The organism is Flavobacterium sp. N2820, from assembly GCF_025947285.1.
Classification (GTDB): Bacteria; Bacteroidota; Bacteroidia; order Flavobacteriales; family Flavobacteriaceae; genus Flavobacterium.
Map to the genome: position 1 here is coordinate 1,190,195 of NZ_CP110008.1, position 25,526 is coordinate 1,215,720.

At 31.4% G+C, this 25,526-nt stretch carries 27 protein-coding genes; 22 read left to right on the top strand and 5 right to left on the bottom strand.

The annotated features are described in order from the left end of the window. Window positions 1–36: 36 nt before the first annotated feature. From OLM52_RS05695 to OLM52_RS05755, 13 genes are all read left to right on the top strand, one after another. Entirely contained in the window at window positions 37–480 is a 444-nt protein-coding gene (locus OLM52_RS05695; RefSeq protein ID WP_264550172.1) for a hypothetical protein, read from the top strand. Between the two features lie 189 nt (window positions 481–669). Beyond that, entirely contained in the window at window positions 670–1,092 is a 423-nt protein-coding gene (locus OLM52_RS05700) for a Fur family transcriptional regulator (protein WP_264550173.1), read from the top strand. A gap of 49 nt (window positions 1,093–1,141) precedes the next feature. Next, window positions 1,142–1,744, top strand: coding sequence for a methyltransferase family protein (locus OLM52_RS05705; RefSeq protein WP_264550174.1), 603 nt, complete (start codon window positions 1,142–1,144; stop codon window positions 1,742–1,744). 242 nt (window positions 1,745–1,986) lie between these two features. After that, window positions 1,987–2,832: an alpha/beta hydrolase family protein gene (locus OLM52_RS05710; RefSeq protein ID WP_264550175.1), complete on the top strand. Its 846-nt coding sequence runs from the start codon at window positions 1,987–1,989 to the stop codon at window positions 2,830–2,832. 152 nt (window positions 2,833–2,984) lie between these two features. After that, on the top strand, window positions 2,985–3,311 hold the full coding sequence (locus tag OLM52_RS05715) for a hypothetical protein (protein WP_264550176.1): 327 nt from the start codon (window positions 2,985–2,987) through the stop codon (window positions 3,309–3,311). A 173-nt stretch (window positions 3,312–3,484) separates the two neighbouring features. Then, window positions 3,485–4,036, top strand: coding sequence for a hypothetical protein (locus OLM52_RS05720; RefSeq protein ID WP_264550177.1), 552 nt, complete (start codon window positions 3,485–3,487; stop codon window positions 4,034–4,036). Between the two features lie 168 nt (window positions 4,037–4,204). Further along, on the top strand, window positions 4,205–4,660 hold the full coding sequence (locus tag OLM52_RS05725) for a hypothetical protein (protein WP_264550178.1): 456 nt from the start codon (window positions 4,205–4,207) through the stop codon (window positions 4,658–4,660). Window positions 4,661–4,971: 311 nt separating this feature from the next. Further along, complete coding sequence (locus OLM52_RS05730) at window positions 4,972–5,412, top strand: hypothetical protein (protein ID WP_264550179.1); 441 nt, start codon at window positions 4,972–4,974, stop codon at window positions 5,410–5,412. 167 nt (window positions 5,413–5,579) lie between these two features. Next, window positions 5,580–6,149 (top strand): hypothetical protein, encoded by a 570-nt coding sequence (locus OLM52_RS05735; RefSeq protein WP_264550180.1) that lies wholly within the window; start codon window positions 5,580–5,582, stop codon window positions 6,147–6,149. A gap of 161 nt (window positions 6,150–6,310) precedes the next feature. After that, window positions 6,311–7,366: a hypothetical protein gene (locus OLM52_RS05740; RefSeq protein ID WP_264550181.1), complete on the top strand. Its 1,056-nt coding sequence runs from the start codon at window positions 6,311–6,313 to the stop codon at window positions 7,364–7,366. Between the two features lie 171 nt (window positions 7,367–7,537). Beyond that, window positions 7,538–8,836 carry a hypothetical protein gene (locus OLM52_RS05745; RefSeq protein ID WP_264550182.1) on the top strand — a complete coding sequence of 433 codons (1,299 nt, stop codon included), beginning with the start codon at window positions 7,538–7,540 and terminating at the stop codon, window positions 8,834–8,836. A gap of 176 nt (window positions 8,837–9,012) precedes the next feature. Then, window positions 9,013–9,414: a hypothetical protein gene (locus tag OLM52_RS05750; RefSeq protein WP_264550183.1), complete on the top strand. Its 402-nt coding sequence runs from the start codon at window positions 9,013–9,015 to the stop codon at window positions 9,412–9,414. A gap of 150 nt (window positions 9,415–9,564) precedes the next feature. Further along, window positions 9,565–10,722 carry a leucine-rich repeat domain-containing protein gene (locus tag OLM52_RS05755; protein ID WP_264550184.1) on the top strand — a complete coding sequence of 386 codons (1,158 nt, stop codon included), beginning with the start codon at window positions 9,565–9,567 and terminating at the stop codon, window positions 10,720–10,722. Window positions 10,723–10,963: 241 nt separating this feature from the next. Here OLM52_RS05755 and OLM52_RS05760 read toward each other — a convergent pair whose 3' ends face one another. From OLM52_RS05760 to trxA, 3 genes are read right to left on the bottom strand one after another with little or no spacing between them, the layout of a single operon-like run. Beyond that, window positions 10,964–11,296, bottom strand: coding sequence for a tRNA-binding protein (locus tag OLM52_RS05760; RefSeq protein ID WP_264550185.1), 333 nt, complete (start codon window positions 11,294–11,296; stop codon window positions 10,964–10,966). A 7-nt stretch (window positions 11,297–11,303) separates the two neighbouring features. Next, window positions 11,304–11,693: a rhodanese-like domain-containing protein gene (locus OLM52_RS05765; RefSeq protein WP_264550186.1), complete on the bottom strand. Its 390-nt coding sequence runs from the start codon at window positions 11,691–11,693 to the stop codon at window positions 11,304–11,306. A 39-nt stretch (window positions 11,694–11,732) separates the two neighbouring features. Beyond that, entirely contained in the window at window positions 11,733–12,083 is a 351-nt protein-coding gene (gene trxA / locus OLM52_RS05770; protein ID WP_264550187.1) for a thioredoxin, read from the bottom strand. Window positions 12,084–12,178: 95 nt separating this feature from the next. On the opposite strand from trxA, the gene hemN reads away from it, so the two are divergent. Further along, window positions 12,179–13,543 carry an oxygen-independent coproporphyrinogen III oxidase gene (hemN, locus tag OLM52_RS05775; protein WP_264550188.1) on the top strand — a complete coding sequence of 455 codons (1,365 nt, stop codon included), beginning with the start codon at window positions 12,179–12,181 and terminating at the stop codon, window positions 13,541–13,543. A 105-nt stretch (window positions 13,544–13,648) separates the two neighbouring features. Here the strand turns inward: hemN and OLM52_RS05780 are convergent, their stop codons facing one another. Then, entirely contained in the window at window positions 13,649–15,478 is a 1,830-nt protein-coding gene (locus OLM52_RS05780) for a hypothetical protein (protein WP_264550189.1), read from the bottom strand. Between the two features lie 139 nt (window positions 15,479–15,617). Between OLM52_RS05780 and OLM52_RS05785 the strand changes: the two genes are divergently transcribed. The 5 genes from OLM52_RS05785 to OLM52_RS05805 all read left to right on the top strand — a co-directional run bounded on the left by OLM52_RS05785 (window position 15,618) and on the right by OLM52_RS05805 (window position 21,304). Beyond that, complete coding sequence (locus OLM52_RS05785) at window positions 15,618–16,964, top strand: DEAD/DEAH box helicase (RefSeq protein ID WP_264550190.1); 1,347 nt, start codon at window positions 15,618–15,620, stop codon at window positions 16,962–16,964. A 157-nt stretch (window positions 16,965–17,121) separates the two neighbouring features. Beyond that, window positions 17,122–19,047, top strand: coding sequence for a vWA domain-containing protein (locus OLM52_RS05790; protein ID WP_264550191.1), 1,926 nt, complete (start codon window positions 17,122–17,124; stop codon window positions 19,045–19,047). Continuing rightward, on the top strand, window positions 19,044–20,303 hold the full coding sequence (locus OLM52_RS05795) for a dihydroorotase (protein WP_264550192.1): 1,260 nt from the start codon (window positions 19,044–19,046) through the stop codon (window positions 20,301–20,303). The genes OLM52_RS05790 and OLM52_RS05795 overlap by 4 nt, the downstream gene beginning before the upstream one ends. 20 nt (window positions 20,304–20,323) lie before the next feature. Next, a complete protein-coding gene (locus OLM52_RS05800) occupies window positions 20,324–20,665 on the top strand; it encodes a hypothetical protein (protein ID WP_264550193.1) in 342 nt (113 codons plus the stop codon). Further along, the gene (locus tag OLM52_RS05805; protein WP_264550194.1) at window positions 20,666–21,304 is read left to right on the top strand and encodes an alpha/beta hydrolase; all 639 of its coding nucleotides are present in this window, start codon (window positions 20,666–20,668) and stop codon (window positions 21,302–21,304) included. Between the two features lie 72 nt (window positions 21,305–21,376). Here OLM52_RS05805 and OLM52_RS05810 read toward each other — a convergent pair whose 3' ends face one another. Next, window positions 21,377–21,946 (bottom strand): fasciclin domain-containing protein, encoded by a 570-nt coding sequence (locus OLM52_RS05810; protein ID WP_264550195.1) that lies wholly within the window; start codon window positions 21,944–21,946, stop codon window positions 21,377–21,379. A gap of 144 nt (window positions 21,947–22,090) precedes the next feature. Between OLM52_RS05810 and tpx the strand changes: the two genes are divergently transcribed. Genes tpx through OLM52_RS05825 form a run of 3 tightly spaced genes read left to right on the top strand, consistent with a single transcriptional unit; the run spans window position 22,091 to window position 25,522 of the window. Further along, a complete protein-coding gene (gene tpx / locus OLM52_RS05815; protein ID WP_264550196.1) occupies window positions 22,091–22,588 on the top strand; it encodes a thiol peroxidase in 498 nt (165 codons plus the stop codon). After that, on the top strand, window positions 22,589–22,963 hold the full coding sequence (locus OLM52_RS05820) for a diacylglycerol kinase (protein WP_264550197.1): 375 nt from the start codon (window positions 22,589–22,591) through the stop codon (window positions 22,961–22,963). Between the two features lie 33 nt (window positions 22,964–22,996). Continuing rightward, window positions 22,997–25,522, top strand: coding sequence for a DNA translocase FtsK (locus tag OLM52_RS05825; RefSeq protein WP_264550198.1), 2,526 nt, complete (start codon window positions 22,997–22,999; stop codon window positions 25,520–25,522). Window positions 25,523–25,526 lie beyond the last annotated feature (4 nt).

Below are 25,526 nucleotides of genomic sequence, written 5' to 3' on the forward strand. Positions count from 1 at the left end.
GGAACGTTATACACAAGCTTAACACAACTATCAAAAATGGAACTTAAACCAAAAATCGGAATCGACAATCTTACTTTTGGACTTAATAAATTAGAAGTTATCAAAATCCTCGGAGAACCAAACCGAGTATTTGAAATGGAAGATGATGATAATGAATTAACTTTAGAATGGAACGAAAAAAAGCTCCGTTTAACTTTTTACAAAAACGAAAATGAAAAGTTTGGATATTTGAGAACTTCAAATACAAAACTAACATATAACGGTCATTCAATAATTAACTCAAATTCTCAATTTGCCAAAGAAGAAATCTTTTGTGAATTACAAGAATGGGAAAAAGAAGAATATGAATTTCTAACCGTGTATTTCAATGAAAATTACTGGCTTAGTTTAAATTGTGAATATGGAAAGGTTATTGACATTGAAATGGGTGTAACATTCAAAGATGACGAAAATTATGATTGGCCAAAAATAACACAATAAAAAGCCTGTGTATAACAGCGGTTTGCTTCAATGGCTATTTCCGGATTTTCCTACGAAAAATCCGCTGCTGAATGGAATGTTTTGTTATATTTGTAATGGCTTGGTACTGTTGTAATACTACTGAAGGCAAGCCTCATAACGTTAGCGGTCAGCTTAGTATGACCAACGAAAGACAATTGAATATACAAAATGAAAACCGACATAGAAAATAAATTAATTAGTAAAAGCACAAAGCCGACAAGTATGCGGATTTTGGTTTATGACTTCCTTTCCTCACAAAAAACGGCATTATCCTTATCAGAAATTGAGAACAATTTTCAGTATGCCGACAGAATAACAATTTACCGAACACTTAAAACATTTGAAAAAAAGGGAATTATTCATAGTATTCAAGAAAACAACACAACTAAATACAAACTATGTAATGACGAATGTAATGAAAATACTCATAAAGATTGGCACTTGCATTTCTACTGCAAAATATGCAAACAAACCACTTGCAAAGAAGAAATTATTTTACCAAAAAATATAAAAGGAAATTTTAGAATTGATGAGGTTCGTTTTTTTGCCAAAGGAATATGTGAAAACTGCCTTAGTGAAAGTTTGCAATAGGATTGCATTCCACCTCATTATATTTTTGTGTCATAAAAATTAAAAACATATGATAGAAATATTGAGAATGGCATTACCGATATACTTCATTATTTATTTTGGAGTTGCCTTTGTTTTAAAATCAGTTGTAGTTGCAAAGCGAATAGGGAAAAATCCACTTGTCTTACCCAAAGACGACAGTGCTTATGGACTTATTGGACGTTATTTCAAGCTGACATTAATAACAATGTTCATTTATGTTATTTCTTATGCTTTTTTTCCGAATTGGCATGACAACTTTTTACCAATTTCAGAACTTAACCTTGAGGTGACAAAATACATTGGACTTGCAGTTCTTCTAGGTTCGTTGGTGTGGACAGTAATTGCTCAAGGACATATGAAAAATTCTTGGCGTATCGGCATTGACAAGGACACAAAAACAGATTTGGTAACAAGCGGACTTTTTACGATTTCACGAAACCCAATTTTTTTTGGTATCATTTTGAGTTTGTGCGGACTTTTCTTAACAACGCCAAACGCATTGACAGCATTGTTTTTGATTTTAGGTTACGTTCTTATTCAAGTGCAAATCCGACTTGAAGAAGAATTTTTGACCAAAGAACACGGACAGAAATATTTTGACTATAAACAAAAAGTAAGACGACTGATATAAAAAGCCGAACCGCTAACCGCCGTTTTGCGCTATTGCTGGGCTTGCGCTTGCTATTTTCGTCTTCGTGGAAAATAATCTGGTTGCTACAATTCTATCTTTCAAAGAAATTCAGTAGATTTGTTTTGGTCAGTGTTCGCAGCAGCAGCAGCAGAGCAAAAGCCGCCGAACGTTAGCTGTAAGTTTAAGTAGACCACAAGTGACAATTAAACATTTTATTAGTCTAACATTTTAAAAATATAAAAATGAGAATATTATTTTCACTACTTCTTTTGACAAGTTTATCTTGTTCAAAAGACAATACCCTAACAACAGAACCTTCTCCACAAGCTTTTGTAGGAACAAAATCCATAACATACAATGGAGTTAATGTTAACTTGGTAATTGACAAACCTGCTTTAAAGGAAGTGGATGTTATTATAGTTTATCACGGAACTGTTATGTATGACAGTTTAATTTTAGAAGCTTCTACCTCACTCATAGACAAAGTAAAAACAATATTAGACAGGGAAGATATGATGATAGTGAGTGTTGCCTATCCTGAACAAAATTTGCTAATGGGTGACAACATTCTAGAAGCAGAAGCAGGATTACTTTGGGTGAAAAATAAAGCAAGCGAAGAATTAGGCGTAACCGTCAAAAAAATATTTTTACTTGGGCATTCGCAAGGCGGTTATTTGGTAACACGATTAAACACAATGCACCAAACCAACGGAGTAATTGCTAATGGACCTGGACCGTTAAACCTTGTGTATCGTTGTCAATTAGAAGAAAACGGAACAATTCCAAACGGAATAACTTGTACCTTGCTAAAAAACACTTACGGAACAACAACTGCAAATCCAAATGCTTATATGCAACGTTCTTTATTGAACTTCACGACCGGTTTTAAGTCAGACATTTTATTTGTTCAAGGGCTGAACGACACACCTATTCAAATGTACTCTTGGCCAACTTTTAAACAAGATGTGATGAACTGTACCACTTGCCAAAACAGTCAATTTTTAGAGTTAGCAGGTGAAGGGCATAGTGCATTGTTTACAAGTTCGACTGCAAAAACAGAGTTTAATAATTTTATAAATACACGATGACAAAAAGAAAACCTATAGCCAACAGGCGTTTGGCAAAAAAGCGGGTTCAGTGCTTATGAAGTTTTTACTTCGTATCAAGTTCAGCGCTGGCAGAAAGTTTAGTGCTTCGAAACCCGCTTCTTCGCCAAGAGCCAAAACGTTATGCACCATTTATGAAAGACAAAACTATGAATTTCCGATTTCTTTTTATTTCCTTTTTATTTTTTGTAATGTTAAATGCATGTAAAAATTATTATGATGATACTATAGTTTGGGCGGAAAATATTAAAATTGGAACTGATTTAGAAACTGTAAAAAAAACTCAGCCTAGCTTTGTGGAAATTGCATGGGATAAGCCAATTGAAATTGAAAACCAAGCTGGACCAAATCAAAAACTCTATCAGATAACTGAAATAAGCGGAGATAATGATGTCTTAAATATGTCAAAATTTTTAGTTTTTGTAAATGGAAAATATCAACATTTGGAACTCAAAAAGTAATGGATATTTAAACGTTGCATAACAGCAGATTGCTTCAATGGCTACTTCCGGATTTTCCTACGGAAAATCCGCTACTGAATGGAATGTTTTGTTATATTTGTAATGGCTTGGTGTTGGTTCAACGCCACTGAGAGCAAGCCATAGAAACGTTAGCAGATATTATAAAAAACACTATGAAATCACTATTTACTTTTTTATTAATTATACTTATAAATCATACAATCCTATCACAAAGTGATTTAACTGATTTATCAAAAATTAAATTGTGTGAAACTAAAATTTCAGATTTTGGAGAACCTTTAACTACAGTTTTAGTCAAAGAATTAGATGAATGCCCAAATGGAATTACACCCTTAAAAATTCCTGGCTATCAACATAAAAGCGGTTTTACTTTTTCATCATACAAAAACGTTATATTTCAAATTCATTTAGCAGATAGTACAATTTATAAAATCATTCTGAACAAAGAATTTAAAGGTTATTTAACAGATGGAAAATACATAGATTTGTCAACTCTAAAAGCAAAAGATATTAAACATAAAGATTCTTTGTATTGGTTTAAAGAAGGCTGTTCAGAATATTTAGGATTAGGATATAAAAATTTTAAGTTTCATATTAAGCAAGATAAATCTATTCCATCTGAAAATACAATTAATCAAGAATTATATAGCGAAAAAAATATCGAAATTGTAACAATACAAAGCAATTGTTATAAACGAAAATAATAACATCTGCTAACAGCGGTTTGCTTCAATGGCTACTTCCGGATTTTCCTACAGAAAACCCGCTGCTCAATGGAATGTTTTGTTATATTTGTAATGGCATGGTGGTGTTGTAAAGGCATTGAAGACAAGCCTTAAAACGTTAGTGACTTTATTCCCAGAACTATAAAAATGAGTAGAAAGAATATATTTATCGTTGTAATCATTACTGTAAATTTACTATTTGCTTGGTCGACTTTTAATATGTTTTATTATAAAAAATTATCTTTTGACACTTCTGAAAAAGCAAAACTGAATCAAACTAATGTTGACAAAGTTATTAATGGTGATGGAAGTTGGAAATGGAACGAAAAAGAATATGATTTTTATAAAGAATATTCCTTTTCGTTAACTAAAAATGAGATCAAAGAGTTTAGCAAAATAATAAATTCAGCAAACGCTATATATGTTGATAATATAAGACCTAAAAAATGGTTTGACATATATATTGTGAAAAAAAACGGAAATAAAAGTTTAATTACTTTAAAGCAGAGTAATGAAAATGAGATATATTTTGATATTAACCATAAAACCTTTGACGGAAAAAAATTAGAAAAATATATACAGAAACATATCAAACGAAACTAAAAAAATACAACTGCTAACACCGTTTTACTCCAACCGCTGACTCTAGCTTTTTCCGTAGGAAAATCCGCTGCTGAATGGAATGTTTTGTTATATTTGTTATGACTTGGTTGGTGTAAAAGCACTGAAAACAAGTCTAAGAACGTTATAGGATATTTATGAACACGAAACACATCATTCTTTTTTTGTTTTTCGCTTTGAACTTAAGTTGTCAAAGTAAATGTGACTGTAATATTGATTTAAAAGTTGTAGAAAAAAATGACAGTATACTTAATACTATAAATTCAGTTAATAAGACAATTTGGCGAAAGCATTTGGAAGACTTAAAAGAACCTGATTTAAGATTTGAGAGTAATGAAGTTTACAGATTATCAATAAAAGACGTAATGACAGGTTCAACATTCATTTATAGAATACAAACCGATTATGAAAATTATAAAATGATTCTTAAAAAGAATTACAAAACTTTAAATGGAGAAGATAGCATTGAAAAAAAATCAGAAAGAAAGTTGTTAAAAAGTGAGTGGAACAAATTTCAAACCCAAATAAATAAAAGCTGTTTTTGGACATTTCCAGTTAGAAATCCTAAAGAACACGGTTTTGATGGTTCAACTTGGGTTTTAGAAGCAAATTCTCCAAATAGTTATAATTGTACCGATAGAAAATTTCACGCAGTTCAGAGATGGTCACCAAAAAAAGAAACTGAATTTTATAAGTTATGCAATTTACTTATTGAATTTGATAGTGAAAAATAAAAACGTGCTATAACAGCGGTTTGCTTCAATGGCTACTTCCGGATTTTCCTGCGGAAAATCCGCTGCTGAATGGAATGTTTTGTTATATTTGTAATGGCTTGGTGTTGGTGCGACGCCACTGAGAGCAAGCCGCAGAACGTTAGTTGCAATAAAAAAAATCGTTGTAAATGAAAATCCATTTAATTAGTCTTTTTATTATTATACTTATATTTTCTTGTGGTCACGAAAATCCAAAATTACAAAGTATTTCTACTAAAACTCCAGTTGATAGTATTGTAGTTTTGAAAAATGAGAATAATAAAATGATTTGCATTTATAGATTTTCAAACGGTAATCCCAAAAAACTTAATGAAAAAATCACTTTTTTACCAAATGGAGAAATTGACTATTCAAAGAGTATGTTTCTACAAGTAATAGAAAATGATTTAGTTCTTTGGTCACCTAATGAAAAGCAATATCCAATACCAATAAAAAGATATGCACAATTTATCGGTTGGAAAATTACAAATGATTCAATCGGTAATCAAACTATAAAATTAGACACAACTTTTTTTAGAGAAAACTCGAAAATAGAAAACTATCTTAAATTACTTCCTCCTAAAGGAAAAATTCTAGAAACCTTGTTTTTAGATACAATTATAAAATCAAAAGGGGAAGAAAATAAAACTATAATAAGAACTATAGAATATGATGTTGACCTTCGAGACCTTTTAATAGATAAAATTAAAGAACTTTAATAGTTTACTGCAACTAACAGTGGTTTTGCACAATGGCTTGGGCTTTGTTTTTCCTTCGGAAAAACCTCTATGATTAGTAATTTTGTTTTATATTTGCTTTCGTCAGTGATTAATTCAAACCACTCTATAAAGCCTTAAACGTTAGCAGTAATTCTTAACCTATGAGACTAAAAATCATTTTAATACTATTGATGTTTTTTAACATAAATTCTTTTGCACAGTTAAATCCTGACCTAATAGTTGGCCGATGGATAAAATTTGATGCAGAAATGCGTGATGGAAGCAAGCTGTTGCCTCGACCATATGCAGATTCCACTTATTTTGAATTTACTATTAGTCGGGATAAACTTTCTATGAATTCTAATCCTCTTACTAAAGGTAAACCTTACATCAGCTACAAATTAAAAGATAACTATCTAAAAACTTCTGAAACTTCAGGATATACTGTAGAAAGGATATCTAAAGATACTTTAATTCTCTGTGAACGAATTGATGGCCAACAAAATGATAGATTGAAATGTTATCATCTTATACGGGAAGAAACTCTCAATTTAAATTTCTTGCAAAAATATCAAGGCAAAAAAGAAATTGTAGCGACAAAACTTTTTACACCACTGTTAAAAGGTGACATTCAAGGTGCCATTTTTAAAGAGTTAGGCGACAAAAACATTTCCAATTATCACGTGATTGGTAACCTGAAAATTTATAAAGAAAAAAAGATTACAGCACAAATTATTGAATCATCAACAAACGATTCAACGAAAATTAATATTATAACAAGAATTTTAGAAAATTCCTATGACAAATGGGATTTTAAAAATTTTAGTCAATTTGACAAAATTATAATTCCTTTTGTATTAAGAGTACAACGAACAACAGATAAAGGAATAGGATTTAAAGGTATAAATATTCTTTATCATACGCATGATTTAGAAGACGTAAATAGACTCTATGGTCCAAAAATTAGTGATTTATCTAAAGCGCTTGAATTATACGACGAAGGAACTAAGGCTTATTCAAAAGGAAAATATCTTAAAGCGGCAGAGCTGTTTTCACAATCCTATGAATTAAATCCTCAAGAGCTTGATGGCTTATATAACAAAGCCATCGCATTATTTCAAGGAGGAGATAAAACGGGAGCATGCAAAGTTTGGGAGGAATTGGTGAAGCTAGGTCAAACTAATGGAAAAGAAATGTATAAAACATATTGTAATTAGAACTACTTCTAATACTCGCTACGCTCCATTGCTGCATTATGCAAGCCTAAAACTTTATTCTTCCATATATCTTTTTAACTTGCAGAAAATACTTAGCTAACTAAGTCTCAACGAACGCCAATTGGAGAATGTTGTGCACAATACCCGAAAAACGAATAAAAAATATCATCAATGAAATTCTACATAATATATTTTTTTTGTCTCTTCAGCTTTTTGGGAATTGCACAAAGTAATTTTCAAAAGGATAGCGTTTCAATAACTCAAATAAAATTATTGAATTCCGAATATAAAGATTTTGTATCAGTAAAAAATAAGTTATATGCTATATCTCAAAATAATGATTTAATTGAAATTGATTTAAAAAAAGATAATTTCAAATTAATTAAAAATAACATTACTGCAATAGCGAAAAAATCAAATGACGAATTAGTCTTTGGAAGTAAAGATGGAAAAATATTTATACTAAATAACAAACATAAAGTTAAACAGATTGAGAAAATCGATGCAGAAATATTTTCTGTATTAATAAATACAAAAGATGAATATATAATATATTCCAACAAATCTATTTACTACAACAAAAAAAATTATATACCTAAAAGGGAAACCAATTTTTATGGAAAAGTTAGAGCAAAATACACAGGAACAATATTAATTGAACCTGATTACATTTATTTAGATAAAATGAATTTTATTTGGTTTGCCTATGATGAAGGAGAATGGGGAGGAAATGTTTGCTTTTTTGATTTAAATAAAAAAGAATTCATTTACGATGATTGGTTAAGACTTGATGATGAGGTTAAATATAAAGACAGAAATGACTATTTCACAAAATTAAAGGAAAAATATCCAGAAATAATTAAAGTTACAGAAAAGGATACAGTTTATAAATATCCTTATAGTTTAGGTATTTCAAGTGTAACCAAAGGTGCTACTTACAATAACAAAGATGAACTTTTCACAACTTCAAGTGGTGTACTTAACTCAATATACGCAACAAGAAATGGTTTCCATTATTTTGTTGATGGTACTATTATAAAAATCACAAATAAGGATAGTGATTATTATACATCTTGTTTTGACCAAGATATTCTTGAAGACGAAAGATATAAGATTGCTTTTGAGAGAAATTTTATGGGTTTTAAAAATAAAGATAGAGAATTAAGAGAAAACATATTAACCGAAAATGAAGTTAATATTTTAGGTCATATTTCATATAACAAATATGATAGTAATTTATACTTCTTTAGTTCTAAAGGTTTTTATACTTTAAATAATTTAGATTGTTCATTTTCAAAAAAACTATTTTTTAATCCAAAACTAACTTGTAATTCACAATATGAGAAAGACTATTGTTTACATTTAAATGTGATTAAGTTTGAATTTATAAGTGAAAAAGAAATTCTATTTCTAACCAAAAATGATGGAATTGGATACTATAATGGTGAAAGTATAAAATATTATAGATAACTTAAATAATAAAACCATCTGCTAACACAGGTTTCGCAAGATTGCGGGTTTTGGGCTTAATTTAAAGTTGGTTTTGTAACTTTGAGTTCAGTGTTTAATCGAAAGTTTCGGCTTCTTTAGTCCGCAACCTCGCGAAGCCTGAGAACGTTAGCAGTCATACTGAATTACGAAAAGAGATGAAAATTTATACTGAATTTAAAACAGATATTATTAGGGTAAAAATAAATGGTACTGAAAAGCATTTTCAATTACCAAATGATTTTTATTCAAACAATAAAAAAGAGGAAACGATAAAAATGTTTATTGATGAAGAAATAAATTCAAGAATTAAACATTTTGTAAAAGTTGAAACTGACAAACTAAACTTTATAAATCGTGTTAAAAACAAACTTTGGGGAAATGAAGTATTATCCTTAATCGATAATAGTATTGAAAATATAATTTCCGTTGAACAAATGTATGCCTATTCTACAATATCTTTTATCGGAAGAAACGTATATATAATTATGAAACCTAATGGATTTGACAGTAAAAATTTAAATGATGTGGAACTAATTAAGGAGCTAAGTGTAAATTAAAAGCAAGAACTGCTAACAGCGGTTTGCTTCAATCGTTACCTACTGAATAGAATGTTTTTTTTTATATTTGTAATGGCTTAGTACTGATTTAACTCTAAAGCTTAATTTAAGCTTTAAAAACTAAAAATTATTTTTTCTAAAATTTTATCAATGAATATTAAATCCTGTTTTTTTCTTCTTTTTTCATTATGTATTCTTACAACAAGCTGTAGTTCTGAGGATGAATACAATAGTGATTCTGCAATCGTTAATTCAGATCCAAATTGTAATCAAATTGTTACTATTCCAGACGCCAATTTTAAAGCAAAACTTTTAGCCGGTGGTCATCAAACTTGCGTAACATTGAATGGACAAACAACAATTGATGTCAATGGAGATGGACAAATACAAGTTTGTGAAGCGGAAAATGTGGGCAGTTTGACTATAGACCAATCAAACATTAATTCGATTGAAGGTATTCATAAATTTAGAAACCTTCAAACTTTATCTGTAAGTTACAATAACATTAGTCAGGCACTTAACTTAACTAGTTTAAAACGTCTTGTAAATTTGAGAATTTCAGGCAATAACATCCCTTCAATAAATGTTAACGAACTAAATAATTTAGAAAACTTAATTTGCAACGGAAATGACTTACAATCACTTAATGTCAGCTCACTTCGCTCTTTAAAAACTCTTGAATGTCAGTTTAATCAAATCTCAGATCTAAATATTGATGGAGCAGATAATCTTACAAACTTGAGAATTTCTCAAAACAATATTTCTCAAATAGATGTCAGTCATCTATCAAAACTTACACAACTTTATGCTGGAGATAACCTCTTAACCAATTTAGATTTGAGTGGTTTGAGGAATCTAAGAAATGTAAATTGTATGTCAAACAACTTGCAATCGATAGATGCAAATGGATGCGTAAATTTATTGGATATGGAATGTGGACAAAATAATTTAAATGAACTCAAGCTTACGGGTTGTACACTTCTCACAAATTTGAATTGTAATCACAATAATTTGACCTCTTTAAATTTAACGGGACTCAGCAATTTAAGCTATGTAGATTGTAATGGAAACCACTTCGTCTCATTAGACATAAGAGATAGTGTAAATTTGAGTTTTTTTAATGTTAGTTTTAATCCCAATCTGCAATCACTGATTTTAAAAAACGGAAGTTTAGCAACTCAAGGTATAAATATTTACCAATGTCCGTCTCTCTTATCAATATGCTGTGATACTATTGAACAAGCAGATATACTTGCTGATGTACAAATATATGGTTACAATTGTACTGTATTGACTAATTGTTTTTAAATGATAAAAAAAAAGATATTCATCAGCAACTATAACTAATCATGATATATATATAAACAATATTAAGTAGAAGGAAATTCATACTCTTTTATTTGTATAATTAATGAACATATTAATTGTGGAATAGGTAAATTCATTAGAAAAGAATAATTAAACACATAGATTTAACAATTTATGTCTTTAACAAAAAAAGACTCAGATGAACATCCAAGTCTTTTTCTTTTTCAATAATTCTCTTGCACTATCCTACTCGCAAACCATTTGCAACAGGTTTATCCGAGGATAGCAAAACAATATCATTAGCTGTTCCTATCGAACCTAACACTAAACATTCACTCATAAAATCAGCGATTTGCTTCTTTGGAAAATTGACAACGGCCACAATTTGTTTCCCAATTAAATCGTCTCGGCTATATTGCTTGGTGATTTGCGCGGATGATTTTTTGAGCCCTATTTCCGCTCCAAAATCAATTGTTAATTGAAAAGCAGGTTTATTTGCCTTTGGAAAATCATGCACCTCAACAATAGTTCCAACACGCATTTCTACTTTTTCAAAATCATGCCAACTAATCATTTCTAAATTATTTTACGGTCGGTTTGTTTTCACTGTTCCAGTTGGTAATACCACCTTCTAAATCTGTAATGGTTGTAAAACCTAATTCTTTCAAACGAGCCGATGCTTTAGCACTTCTTCCACCCGATTTGCAATACACCATCACTGGTTTTGTTTTATCCAAAGCAGCTACTTGCGCATCAAAATCATCCCCCATAATGTTAATATTCTTAGCGTTTTCGATATGTCCTTCACTAAATTCTTCCGGAGTTCTTACGTCAATTAATTGTATTTCAGGTTGTTTGAGTTGTTGCTCATAAGCAGCAATATCTACTACTTGCACACCTTCAACTTGCTTTTTAATACATGAGGTCAAACTCATCAATACTACTAATACGCTTAAAATTCTTATTTTCATTTCTTTCCTTTTTAATTTGCTTAAATATACAAAAAAATATTAATTCAACTGATTTTGGATGATGGCAACCAAATCTTTGGTACTCAATACACCTGATTGACGCCAAAGCATTTTACCTGATTTGAACAACATTAGCGTTGGCACACCACGCACCATAAAATGACTGGCCAAATCTTGATGCTGGTCTACATTGATTTTAATTATCTTTATATCGTCTTTAATGATGCCTTTTACTTCTTGTAAAATTGGAGACATCATTTTACATGGACCACACCAATCTGCATAAAAATCTACCAAAACTAATTGATTAGATTGTATTACTTCTTTAAACTTTGCATTCATGTGATTGATTTTATTGATTTCAAAGGTATTGATTTCAGAGGCTTTCATCTGTAATATTTGTTACATAAGCGCGATATGATAATTATCATTTTTTATTTTATGGGACTATAATACCTTCGTATTATGAAAAAATTGTTTCCGTTATGCAAGTTTCTTTAGTACAAAAATACAACGTTCCAGGCCCTCGATATACGAGCTATCCTACTGTGCCTTATTGGGAAGAGGATTTATTCCATGTTGAAGATTGGAAAAAATCATTGTTACAATCCTTTAAAGAATCAAACGCTGCTGAAGGAATTAGTTTATATATTCATTTGCCATTTTGCGAAAGTCTATGCACTTTTTGTGGATGCAATAAACGAATTACAAAACGCCACGAAGTTGAAAATCCCTATATTTTAGCTGTTTTAAAAGAATGGCGCATGTATTGTGATCTTTTTCCAAGAAAACCAATCATCAAAGAAATTCATTTAGGTGGCGGAACACCAACATTTTTTTCTCCTGAAAATTTAGAATTATTGATTAACGGAATATTTAAATTTGCCGATAAAGCTCCAAATTATGAATTTAGTTTTGAAGGGCATCCCAATAATACCACTCGTCAACACTTGCAAAAATTATACGATTTAGGGTTTAGACGAGTTAGTTTTGGCGTACAAGATTATGCTGAAAAAGTACAACAAGCCATTCATAGAATACAACCGTTTCACAATGTAGCCAAAGTAACTTTTTGGGCAAAAGAAATTGGCTATACTTCCATTGGACATGATTTAATTTTTGGATTACCATTTCAAACCTTAGAAAACGTAATCGATACGATAGATAAAACTAAATCGCTGCAACCCGATCGATTGGCATTTTACAGTTATGCACATGTGCCTTGGATTAAAGGAAATGGGCAACGTGGTTTTAATGATGAAGATTTACCTCAAGATGACGAAAAACGAAAATTGTATGAAGAAGGTAAAAAATTATTAGCGAAAAATGACTATCAAGAAATCGGAATGGATCATTTTGCTTTGAAAAACGATAGCATGTTCACTTCGTTTAATGAAGGAAAATTACATCGAAATTTCATGGGATATACGGCTTCAAAAACACAATTAATGATCGGACTTGGCGTTTCATCAATTAGTGATAGTTGGTACAGTTTTGCGCAAAACGAAAAAACAATCGAAGATTATTATGCGCGATTAGAAGCCAATCAATTACCCGTTTTTAGAGGACATTTACTTACTCCAGAAGATTTAGTTATTAGAAAACACATTTTAAATTTAATGTGCCAATTTACAACTTCATGGGACGATGCATCAATGCAATTTCCAGAATTAGATGAAATTCACTCCAATTTAGAAGAAATGGAAGCCGATGGCTTATTGAAATTCTTAGATCATGGAATTATCGTTACCGAAAAAGGAAAACCTTTTGTACGTAATATTTGTATGGCTTTTGATTTACGTTTAATCCGAAAAGCACCAGAAACAAAGTTGTTTTCAATGACAATATGATTTTAAATACCGAAAAACAAAATCTAAATTTCAAAATTTCATATAAATCCCAATTCTTAAATTCTAAAATCTTAATACTTAATACTTTATTCTTAATACTCATTCCTACTCATATCGAATGTAAGCGGGTTTGCCTAATTGAAAGTCATTTAAGGTTAAATCGGTATTTTCAAACGAATTGGTTTTTAAAATATTATCGCCTTCAAACGGAATGGATGGATAGTATGAAAACGAAATTTGAAAACTATTAAACACCAAAAAATCATTATTAATCTGTACACCAACACTAAATTTTGAATATACTTTACTACTAAACAATGCTTTTTTTTCGGCTAGCGAACCCATAGAAACATTCAAGTAAGGACTAAAACGAAATCCATACCAACTTCCCGGTACATAGGACTGTGTTTGCAAAGAAAGTACCCATTTTTGTGAACCTAAAATACGATTGTTAAAACCCTCAATACCATAGTAATCGTTTAATGTAAGTTGGTCTTTAAAAGAAACATCTCTATTATTTCCCCAAATGTATGTTGGCTTTACAAATTGACGAAAACGCCACTTTCCCCAACTCATCAAAGGGCTAAAATAGTTGAATCCTACTTTGAATGCCGTTTGCTCAGTAATGCCTTTGTTGTAAAAACTTCCCCAGTCTATAAAGCTGCTCAAATAACCAAAACTGTATTTTTTTCCGTGAGAAATTGAAATTCCAGAATACAATCTTGATTGATTGTTTTTATCTTGATGTCCAAAAATTAATGCAATATTTTGTCCATATGGAATATCCTCAATAATATCGTAATTAAAGACATATTTATCTTGATAAAAACGTTGTTTAGAAAGTCCTACATAACCAATAATGTTTTTTTCTGAAGCAAAAAATGAACTTGGATCCAATGTTTCATCTGGTTTTCTTAAAATCGCTTTTCGGTTAAAATTTATGGCCGCAATCAAGTTGGTATAAATATTGTCTTTTACAATTTTCTTGTTTAAACGAAATGCTCGACCATACCAATATTCTTGAAATTCAAACTTTGTAGGAACATAAACCAACGAATCTGAAACTGGAAATTGTTCGGTAAACATGGTGTTTTCAAAACTTAATCCTCCAGCATTTTTTGTGAAAACAGAATAAAAAGGCCTATTTAAACTTACTTTTCTTTTACTATCGTTATCAAAATCATTACTGTATTCAAGATCAAAACGAATAAACGTATTTAAAACATTATTAATCGTATAATTTCCAAAAATAGCTTTTTCGCTCGGTGAAAACTGATTGCCAATTTCACCTGAAATTTGATGCCCTAATCCAAAAATATTGCGCTCAGTTAATTTAATACTGCTTTTACTACTGGATAAACTTCCTGTTGGAATCAATGTCCATGAATCTAAAACACGTACTTTAATATCAATAGAATCTGATGTTGAACCTAAAAAAATTGGCGTTACAACAACTTCTCTGATGTAACGTTGACTTCTAATCAAACGCTCTGATTCTTTCAAAAGTAACGAATCACAGAGGCTATTTTTTCTAAAAAGTAATAAATTTCGAATAGTAAACTCTTTCGTTTTCAAGTGAATCGAATTTCCAAAACGCTCAAAACTATTTCTAGGCTTTTTAGCTTCATTGGTCACCGATTGTCCAAATGGATCTAATGTTTCAATTGTAATATTTCTAATTATTTTTCCATTTAATTTATTCGTAATCAATGGCTTGATAACTGATTTTTTCTTTGGGACTAAATTTTCAGCTTTCACCGCCGAAGATCTAAAAAGTAGCTTGTATACAAATTTATTAAACTTACTTTTTTTTGATAGATCATGAATATCTTGATATAATGTATTGGTACTGTCTTGCTCTTTTACTTGAGCCCAAACGCCCTCGCAAAAAAAGCAAAAAACAAACACAAAAAATACACTAACTTTTTTATTCATAATTACATTAAACTCTTTTCAATCCAATTTAGTATGTTCAATTTTGTAAAGTAAATGAAAATGCAACAAACTTTGTTACATCGTAAAAAAAAATCATTACAAAAAGATTATGTACCTTTGCACAAATTTAATACCCTTTATGAAAACGTTCCAAGAATTCGATTTACCAAAATCACTACAAAAAGCATTAGACGAATTAGGTTTTGTTCACGCTACACCTATTCAAGAAAAATCGCATGCTGTAATTCTTTCTGGAAGAGATATGATGGGCATTGCACAAACGGGAACAGGAAAAACTTTTGCCTATTTATTGCCCATTTTAAAACAATGGAAATTTCAAAATAACGAATCAGCAAGAATTGTAATTTTAGTTCCAACGCGTGAATTAGTAGTTCAAGTTGCTGAAGAAGTAGAAAAACTAACCAAATACATGAGTGTGAGAACACTTGGTATTTATGGTGGTGTCAACATCAACACGCAACGAAAAGCATTAGCGCAAGGTGTCGATATTTTAGTAGGAACGCCAGGTCGTGTAATGGATTTAGGCTTAGATGGTGTGTTACGTTTTGACGAATTACAAAAATTAGTCATCGATGAATTTGACGAAATCTTAAATCTTGGCTTTAGAACCCAATTGACTTCGATTTTATCCATGATGCGAGGCAAAAAACAAAACATCTTATTTTCGGCAACCATGACCGAAGAAGTAGATGCGATGTTAGATGAATATTTTGAATTTCCAGAAGAGGTTTCATTAGCCCAAAGCGGAACACCTTTAGAACAAATTGAGCAAATCGTATATCAAGTTCCAAACTTTTTGACTAAATTAAACATGTTGAAACATTTGGTTCGTGCAACCGAAACCATGGAACGTGTGTTGATTTTCGTCAACAACAAACGTATTGTGGATTTGGTTTTTGAAACCTTAGACGAAGAGTTTCCAGAACAATTTGGTGTCATTCACTCCAATAAATCGCAAAACTATCGTTTAAATACCATGGCTTCTTTTCAAGCTGGTGAATTACGTGGTTTGGTTACAACCGATATTATGGCACGTGGTTTAGATATTTCTGATATTACACACGTTATCAACTTACAATTTACCGAAGAACCAGAAAAATACATGCACCGTATTGGTAGAACAGGTCGTGCTGATAAAACAGGTATTGCAATCAGTTTGGTTTCTCCAAGTGAAGTAGAGTCAAAAATTGAGGTAGAATTACTAATGAATACCGAAATTAAAGAATTTCCACTTCCCGAGGATTTAAAAATCGAAGAACGCTATTTGGATTTCGAAAAAGAGAAGAAAAAAATGAAATTCTTGTTGAAAACGCCTAAAAAAGAAGGTGGCGAAGCCTTTCACAAGAAAAAAGATAAAAATGCTAAAGTAAACCTTGGCGGACCAGGAAAACGTAAACCCCGTAAAACCGAATCGAGAAATAGAAATATCGAACGTAAAAGAGACGAGAAAAGAAAGAAGAAATAGTATTCAGTGTTCAGTATTGAGTTGGCAGTAAAAAATCTGTGAAAATTTCTCAAATTTGCGTCATCTGTGTTCCAAAAAAACAACACACAACATTTTCTGAAATCTAAATTCTAAATTCTAAATTCTATTTCGTACTTTTGACAAATTCTAATTATAAATGCAGTTCAAACATCCAGAAATTCTCTACTTCCTTTTTCTGTTGGTTATACCAATTTTGGTGCATTTATTTCAATTACGTCGTTTTAAAAAAGAGTATTTTACTAACGTAAAACTCCTCAAAGAACTTCAAATTCAAACCCGAAAAAGTTCTAAAATCAAGAAATGGTTGTTGTTAGCCACACGATTATTACTATTAGCTTGTTTGATTTTAGCCTTTGCACAGCCTTTTTTTGAAGCCAAAGACACTACCAATAAAGGCAATGAATTAATCATTATATTAGACAATTCGTTTTCCATGCAAGCTAAAGGTGCAAAAGGCGAATTACTCAAACGTAGCGTCCAAGAATTATTAGAAGAATTACCTGAAACCCAACAATTTTCGTTAGTAACCAATTCAGAAGTTTTTTGGGATACAGATATTAAATCGATTCAAAAAGAATTGCAAAATTTAGAGTATTCAGCGATGCCTTTTCAGTTGGATTATCTAATCAATCAGGTTGAAACCAAAAAGAAAAACACGAAAAAAGACTACGTTATCATTACCGATGCCATTCAATCGGAAAGTAAAAAAGCATTGGATTTAGCTGAAAACAATATCGTATATTTCATTCAGCCTGAAGCCGAAAATAAAAACAATATCAGCATTGAAAAAGTACTAATTTCTCAAGTTTTGGACCAATTTTATGAATTGAAAATTTCGTTGAATGCTTTTGGTGATACTGATTTAGAAGTACCTCTTTCCGTTTTTAGTAACAATAAAGCAGTTGCAAAAACCATTGCGAAATTTGAAAATCAGAAAACCGAAATTCAAATTACGATTCCAAAAAGTGACTTTCACGGAAATATTAGTATTGAAGATAATAGTTTAAGCTATGACAACGATTTTTATCTAAGCATTTCAAAACCTGAAAAAGCGAATGTAATTGCCATTGGAACTTCAGACAAAAACAATTTCTTGAGTCGCATTTTTACGGCTGATGAGTTCAATTTTCAAAGTACAGCATTAGCTACTTTAGATTACAATCAAATTGAAAATCAAGATGCGATTGTGCTGAATGAATTGGAAGATTTGCCAGTTGCTTTAGGAACAACGCTAAAATCGTTTTACGAAAAAGGAGGAAATATCATCTTGATTCCGAATGCGAAAAACACAACAAGTCTATTGAATACTTTCGCAAAAAACTTCGGTGGATTAAATTATTCGCAACTAACAAACGCTGAAAAACAAATCACGAAAATCAATTTTAGTCATCCGTTATACCAAACGGTTTTTGAGAAAAAAGTGACTAATTTTCAATATCCAAATACAAAAGAAAGCTTTGGTTTATCTGGAATTACAAACATTTTACAATTCGAAGACAATTCGGTTTTTGTAGGTTCAACTACCAATCGATTGGGCACTTTTTATGCATTTTCGGCTCCGATAAACAAACAAAATAGTAATTTTCAGAATGCACCTTTAATTGTTCCAACACTTTATAACATGGGACAAAATCAAGGTAAAACAGGCATTAACGCTTATACCATTGGTGAAAACGAAAATCTTATTTTAGAAACTATTTTAGCAAAAGACGAAGTGATTTCCGTAAAAAATAAAGCGTATAGTTTCATTCCAATGCAACAAATTTTAAATGCAAAATGCAAGTTATCCTTTGGCGATTATCCTGAAAAAGCAGGGAATTTTGAAGTAATAAAAGGCGATGAATCGTTAAAGAAAATCAGTTTCAACTATCCAAGAACGGAAAGTGATTTAACGCAAATTTCAACTGCAAATTTTGAAAATTTCACCAAAGTAAACAATATAAATACCGTTCTAAACGACATTGCTTCCGAACGCACGAGCAACGAAATTTGGAAATGGTTTATCATCGCAACACTACTACTTTTACTAACAGAACTACTAATCCAAAAATTTGTAAAATGACGCAAGTTATTCTAAAACAAGTAAAAATTATCGACGCTTCAAGTCCGTTTCACAACCAAACAATGGACATCAAAATTGAAAACGGAACGATAACTCAAATAGAAAAAGAAATTTCGACAACTCCTGATTTCAAAGTAGTTGAAATGCCAAATTTACATATCTCACAAGGTTGGATGGACAGCTCGGTTTCGTTTGGAGAACCAGGCTATGAAGACCGAGAAACCATAGAAAACGGACTAAAGGTTGCTGCAAAAAGCGGATTTACAGCAGTAGCATTACAGCCTAATTCAAATCCAGTAATAGACAACCAAGCACAAGTTCGATTTGTAATTGACAAAGCAAAAAATCAAGCAACTTCCTTATATCCAATTGGTGCATTAACCAAAGGAAGCGAAGGAACCGATTTAGCGGAATTATTCGATATGAAAAACGCTGGAGCAATTGCTTTTGGTGATTATAAAAAAGCCTTACAAAACGCAAATCTTCAGAAAATTGCTTTACAATATGTACAAGATTTTGACGGAATGGTAATTGCTTTTTGCCAAGATAGTTCTTTAAAAGGAATCGGTATTGCAAATGAAGGAGTGGTAAGTACCAAATTAGGTATGAAAGGAATTCCAGCTTTAGCCGAAGAATTACAAGTGGCACGTAATTTATTTTTATTGGAATATACAGGAGGAAAATTACATATTCCTACGATTTCAACACAAGGAAGTATAAAATTAATCAAAGAAGCTAAAGCAAAAGGATTGCAAGTTACTTGTAGTGTTGCGGTTCATAATTTGGTATTAAACGACGAAATGTTACTTGGATTTGATTCGAGATACAAAGTATTGCCTCCATTGCGTGAAGAAGCTACGAGAAAAGCTTTACTAGAAGCCGTTTTAGATGGAACAATTGATTGCATTACTTCTGACCATAATCCGTTAGACATCGAACATAAAAAATTAGAATTTGATTTGGCCAAAGATGGAACTATCGGTTTAGAAAGTGCTTTTGGTGCTTTACTTACAATTTTACCACTTGAAGTAATAGTTAATAAATTGACCGCTAATAAACTGGTTTTCAATATTAAAAACCCTACAATTGCAGTTGGAAATAAGGCTGATATTTCATTTTTTACAACTGATAACGAATGGGTATTTGGTAAAGAAAATATCGAATCAAAATCAAAAAACTCGGCTTTCTTAGGACAAAAAATGAAAGGAAAAGCTGTAGGAATTTATAATAATGGTCAATTGATAATGAATGATTGATAATTACTAATTTTAGTGCTATGAACGAAATTGAACAAGGAAAAAGTGAAATCGAAAAAGGAAAAATTACAGCAATTACTAGTTATATTTTGATAGTAGGAATATTAATTGCGCTTTCAATGAATGCTGAATCAAAAAATAAGTTTGCTTCATTTCATATCAAACAAGCGTTAGGATTAAATCTTACTTTTATTTCAATTGGATTAGTAATTTCTAACTTTAGTAATACACAAATCTATGTTTCGTTTTGGGTGTTTTTTACTATATTATGGGTTTTTGGAATTTTATCCGCTATTAAAGGTGAAACGAAACCAATTCCATTAGTTGGAAATTTATATCAAAAATTATTCAAATCTTTTTAAATGAATTTACACTATTTAATACAAGAACCAAAAGTTAAACACGATAAAAACCCGTTATTACTACTATTACATGGTTATGGCAGCAATGAAGAAGATTTATTTTCTTTCGCTCCCGAATTGCCCGATGATAGTTATGTGATTTCTGTTCGCGCACCTTATGATTTACAACCTTATGGTCATGCTTGGTATGCGATTCATTTTGATGCTGATGAAAATAAATTTTCAGATAACGAACAAGCAAAAGAATCGGTTGAACTTATTGCTCATTTTATTGATGAAATCGTAAAAAAATATCCAATAGATGAATCAAATATTGCATTAATTGGTTTTAGTCAAGGCGCCATTTTAAGTTATGCCACTGCCCTAACCTATCCTGAAAAAGTAACAAAAGTTGTTGCTTTAAGTGGTTATTTAAATCAAGAAATCATACCTGAAGTTCTCGATACAAAAGCTATTTCGCATTTAAAATTCTTTATTTCTCACGGAAGTGTTGACCAAGTTATCCCTGTAGATTGGGCCCGCAAAGCTAAACCTGCTTTAGAAAAATTAGGCTTAGAAACCGAATACCAAGAATACCCAATTGGTCATGGTGTTTCACCAAAAAATTTCTTTGATTTTAAAGTATGGTTAACCAAATAAAACAAAAAAGCTCCGATCGCAATTTCGGAGCCTTTTTCTAACCAACTTTAAACTAAACAACTTATTATGAGCTTATGATTTAGGTGTTATTACAGCATCTATAACGTGTATAACACCATTTTTTTGATTCACATCTGCAATTGTTACTTTAGCACTATTCCCATTTTCATCTGTAATGTAAACATCTTTACCTTTCATCCAAGCGGTTAGTGTGCCGCCACTTACCGTTTTAAAAGAATATTTCCCATTACCTTTTTTGATGGCATCAACAATATCTTTTGAACTCCATTTTCCTGCCGCAACATGGTACTTTAAAATAGTTTGCAACATTTCTTTATTTTCTGGCTTTAGTAATGTTTCAACAGTTCCTTTTGGTAATTTATCAAACGCTGCATTTGTTGGGGCAAAAACGGTGAATGGTCCATCTGACATTAATACGTCTACTAATCCTGCTGCTTTTACTGCGGCTACTAAAGTAGTATGGTCTTTAGAATTTACTGCATTTTCAACAATATTTTTACTTGGGTACATTGGAGCGCCACCCACTTCAACCGTTTTCTCTTTAGATTGTGCAAATGTTGTTGAACTAAATAATAATCCGAAGGCTACTATACTGGTAGCTAAAATTTTGTAGGTTTTCATTTTTTTTGATTTTTAAGTTATAATTGCATTTACGCTGAAAACATTTTTTTGGATTTAAAAAATGAAAAATAATTTAATCTTAAGACTTTATTTCTTCAAATTCGATTATATTCTTTAAATTTGTTATCTAAAAAAAATAAAGGTATGGCAACAGTAACATTAGGAGGAAATCCAATTCACACATCAGGTGAATTACCAAAAGTAGGTACAAAAGCTACAGATTTTAATTTAGTTAAAACCGATTTAGAAACTGCATCTTTAGCTGATTTTGCAGGATCTCGAGTAGTATTAAATATTTTTCCAAGTGTAGATACGGGAACGTGTGCTGCATCTGTGCGCAAATTCAACGAAAAAGCAAGTACTTTAGAAAACACAAAAGTACTTTGTATTTCAAGAGATTTACCATTTGCTCAAAAACGTTTTTGCGGTGCTGAAGGATTAGAAAACGTCATCAACCTTTCTGATTTTAAAGAAGGTAGTTTTGGAAAAAATTATGGTTTAGAAATTACAGACGGACCTTTAGCAGGTTTACATTCTCGTGTGGTTGTAGTTTTAGACGAAAACGGAACGATACTTCACACTGAACAAGTAAACGAGATTGCAGACGAACCTAATTATGAAGCTGCTTTAGCTGTATTATAGATGAAATTTGAAAAAGACGAAACACTTTTTACCGGTAGACTAAAAAGTATGGTATTTGCACTCAAAGGTGCTTTTAAATTAATTACAACTGAACACAGTGTAATGGTTCAATCGTCATTAGCAGTGCTAATGACGATTGCTGGTTTTTATTTTGGCATTAACCGAATGGAATGGATGATGCAAATCTTAGCGTTCGGTTTGGTTTTAAGCATTGAAGGTTTAAATACAGCTGTTGAAAAAATTGCCGATTTTATTCATCCTAATTACCACGAACGCATTGGTTTTATTAAAGATATTGCAGCTGGCGCTGTGTTTTTTGCAGCCTTAACCGCAATAGCAATAGGATGTATTATTTATTTTCCATATTTGTTTTAAATTAGCTACTTTTGTAAAAATTGTTCCGTTTAAATGGCCAAACAAAACTCAAAAGATTCCGTTAAAACAGCTCCTGATAATTCTAAAGAAAAATTCTCTTGGAAACTTAGCCGTCAACAAAAATTTGTTGTGGGAGTGCTACTTATTTTCTTTTCTTTAGCTTTATTATTATCGTTTATTTCCTATTTCATTACAGGAAATGTTGACCAAAGCGAAGTTAGTCAATTCGCCAATAGAAGTGCGAAAACCGATAATTGGTTGGGCAAAATTGGTGCGTTTTTAGCCGATTTTTTCTTATACAAAGGATTTGGAGTAACTTCATTTATATTCATTCGAATTGTATTTTTAGTTGGAGCCTATCTAGTATTAGATATGGCGTTGACTAAATTGAAAAAAAGTTTCTTTTGGGACTTATTTCTAATTGTTATCGGTTCTGTTTTGTTAGGGTTCTTTTGGAATGTGATTCCGCAATTAGGTGGAACTGTTGGCTATGAAATGAACTTATTTATTCAAGATTACATCGGAAAAACAGGAACTTTATTGGTTTTACTTTTCGGAATTGTAATTTTCTTAGTCTTTAAAATCAAAATATCACCCGATAGCTTTACTTCTATTTTTGAAAAATCTAACGATTCCTATAAAGAAGATTTAGTAGCCGAAAAAACGACAGAAAGTTCATTAGCAGATACCCTTCCAACTGAAGAACATTTAGAAACCGAAAATGATTTGCCAATCGTGCCAATTTCTTCAAAAGAAGAAGATTTTATATTGACTGAAGATGAAGAAGAAATGGGTAATTTTGAATTAAAAACCTATCCAAACTCTTTTGAAATCAACAAAGAAGCTCTAAAGCCAACCATTTCAAACGCTTCTGAATTAAGTTTAGAGCCAAAAATAAAAACTGAAACTCCACAAGTAACTAATTTTTCAATAGAAGATAAAAGTATTCCGCAAGAAACCTTTGTTAATGAAGATGCCTTTGTTATTGAAAAAATAGAAGAAGAAGTTTTAGTTGAAGAAAATTTAGCTGCACGATTAGTACAAGATTTTGGTGAATTTGACCCAACATTAGAATTATCGCACTACCAATTTCCGCCAATTGATTTATTAAAAGAATATTCTTCGGGCGGAATTACCATCAATCAAGCCGAACTAGAAGAAAATAAAAATAAAATTGTAGATACCTTAAAGAATTATAGCATTGGTATTTCGCAAATTAAAGCAACTGTTGGTCCAACAGTTACTTTATACGAAATTGTTCCCGAAGCTGGTATTCGTATCTCAAAAATTAAAAACTTAGAAGATGATATTGCACTTTCATTAGCGGCTTTAGGTATCCGTATCATTGCTCCTATCCCAGGAAAAGGAACAATTGGTATCGAAGTACCTAATAATAATCCGACGATGGTTTCAATGAAAAGCGTAATCTCTTCACCCAAATTTCAAACCGCCGAAATGGAATTACCTATTGCTTTAGGAAAAACCATTTCTAACGAAACATTTGTAGTCGATTTAGCAAAAATGCCTCACCTATTGATGGCAGGTGCAACCGGACAAGGAAAATCGGTAGGATTAAATGCGGTGTTGACTTCATTATTGTACAAGAAACATCCTGCAGAAGTTAAGTTTGTTTTGGTGGATCCAAAGAAAGTAGAATTGACTCTTTTTAATAAAATTGAACGTCATTATTTAGCCAAACTACCTGATGGTGGTGATGCGATTATTACCGATAATACAAAAGTAATCAACACTTTAAATTCATTGTGTATTGAAATGGACAACCGTTACTCTTTATTAAAAGATGCAATGGTTAGAAACATTAAAGAATACAATGAAAAATTTAGACACCGTAAATTAAATCCAGAAAACGGACATCGTTTTTTACCCTATATCGTTTTGGTGGTTGATGAGTTTGCTGATTTAATTATGACTGCAGGAAAAGAAGTAGAAACACCAATTGCACGTTTAGCGCAGTTAGCTCGTGCTATCGGAATCCACTTGATTATTGCTACGCAACGTCCTTCGGTAAATGTTATTACAGGTATGATTAAAGCCAATTTCCCAGCTCGTATCGCTTTTAGAGTAACTTCAAAAATAGATTCAAGAACCATTTTGGATTCAGGCGGAGCAGATCAGTTAATTGGACGAGGTGATTTATTGTATACACAAGGCAACGAAATTGTACGTGTGCAATGTGCTTTTGTAGATACACCAGAAGTAGATAAGATTTGTGATTTCATTGGTTCACAAAAAGCATATCCTGAAGCTTACTTACTTCCAGAGTATGTTGGCGAGGAAAGTGGCATAAAACTTGATATAGACATATCCGAAAGAGATTCTTTATTTAGAGATGCTGCCGAAGTAATAGTCACTGCACAACAAGGAAGCGCATCTTTAATCCAAAGAAAACTTAAATTAGGTTACAACAGAGCAGGAAGATTGATTGATCAATTAGAAGCTGCTGGAATTGTAGGCCCTTTTGAAGGAAGTAAAGCCCGTTCAGTTTTAATTCCTGATTTAGTTGCCCTAGAACATTTTTTAAATAATGAACAAAATTAACAAC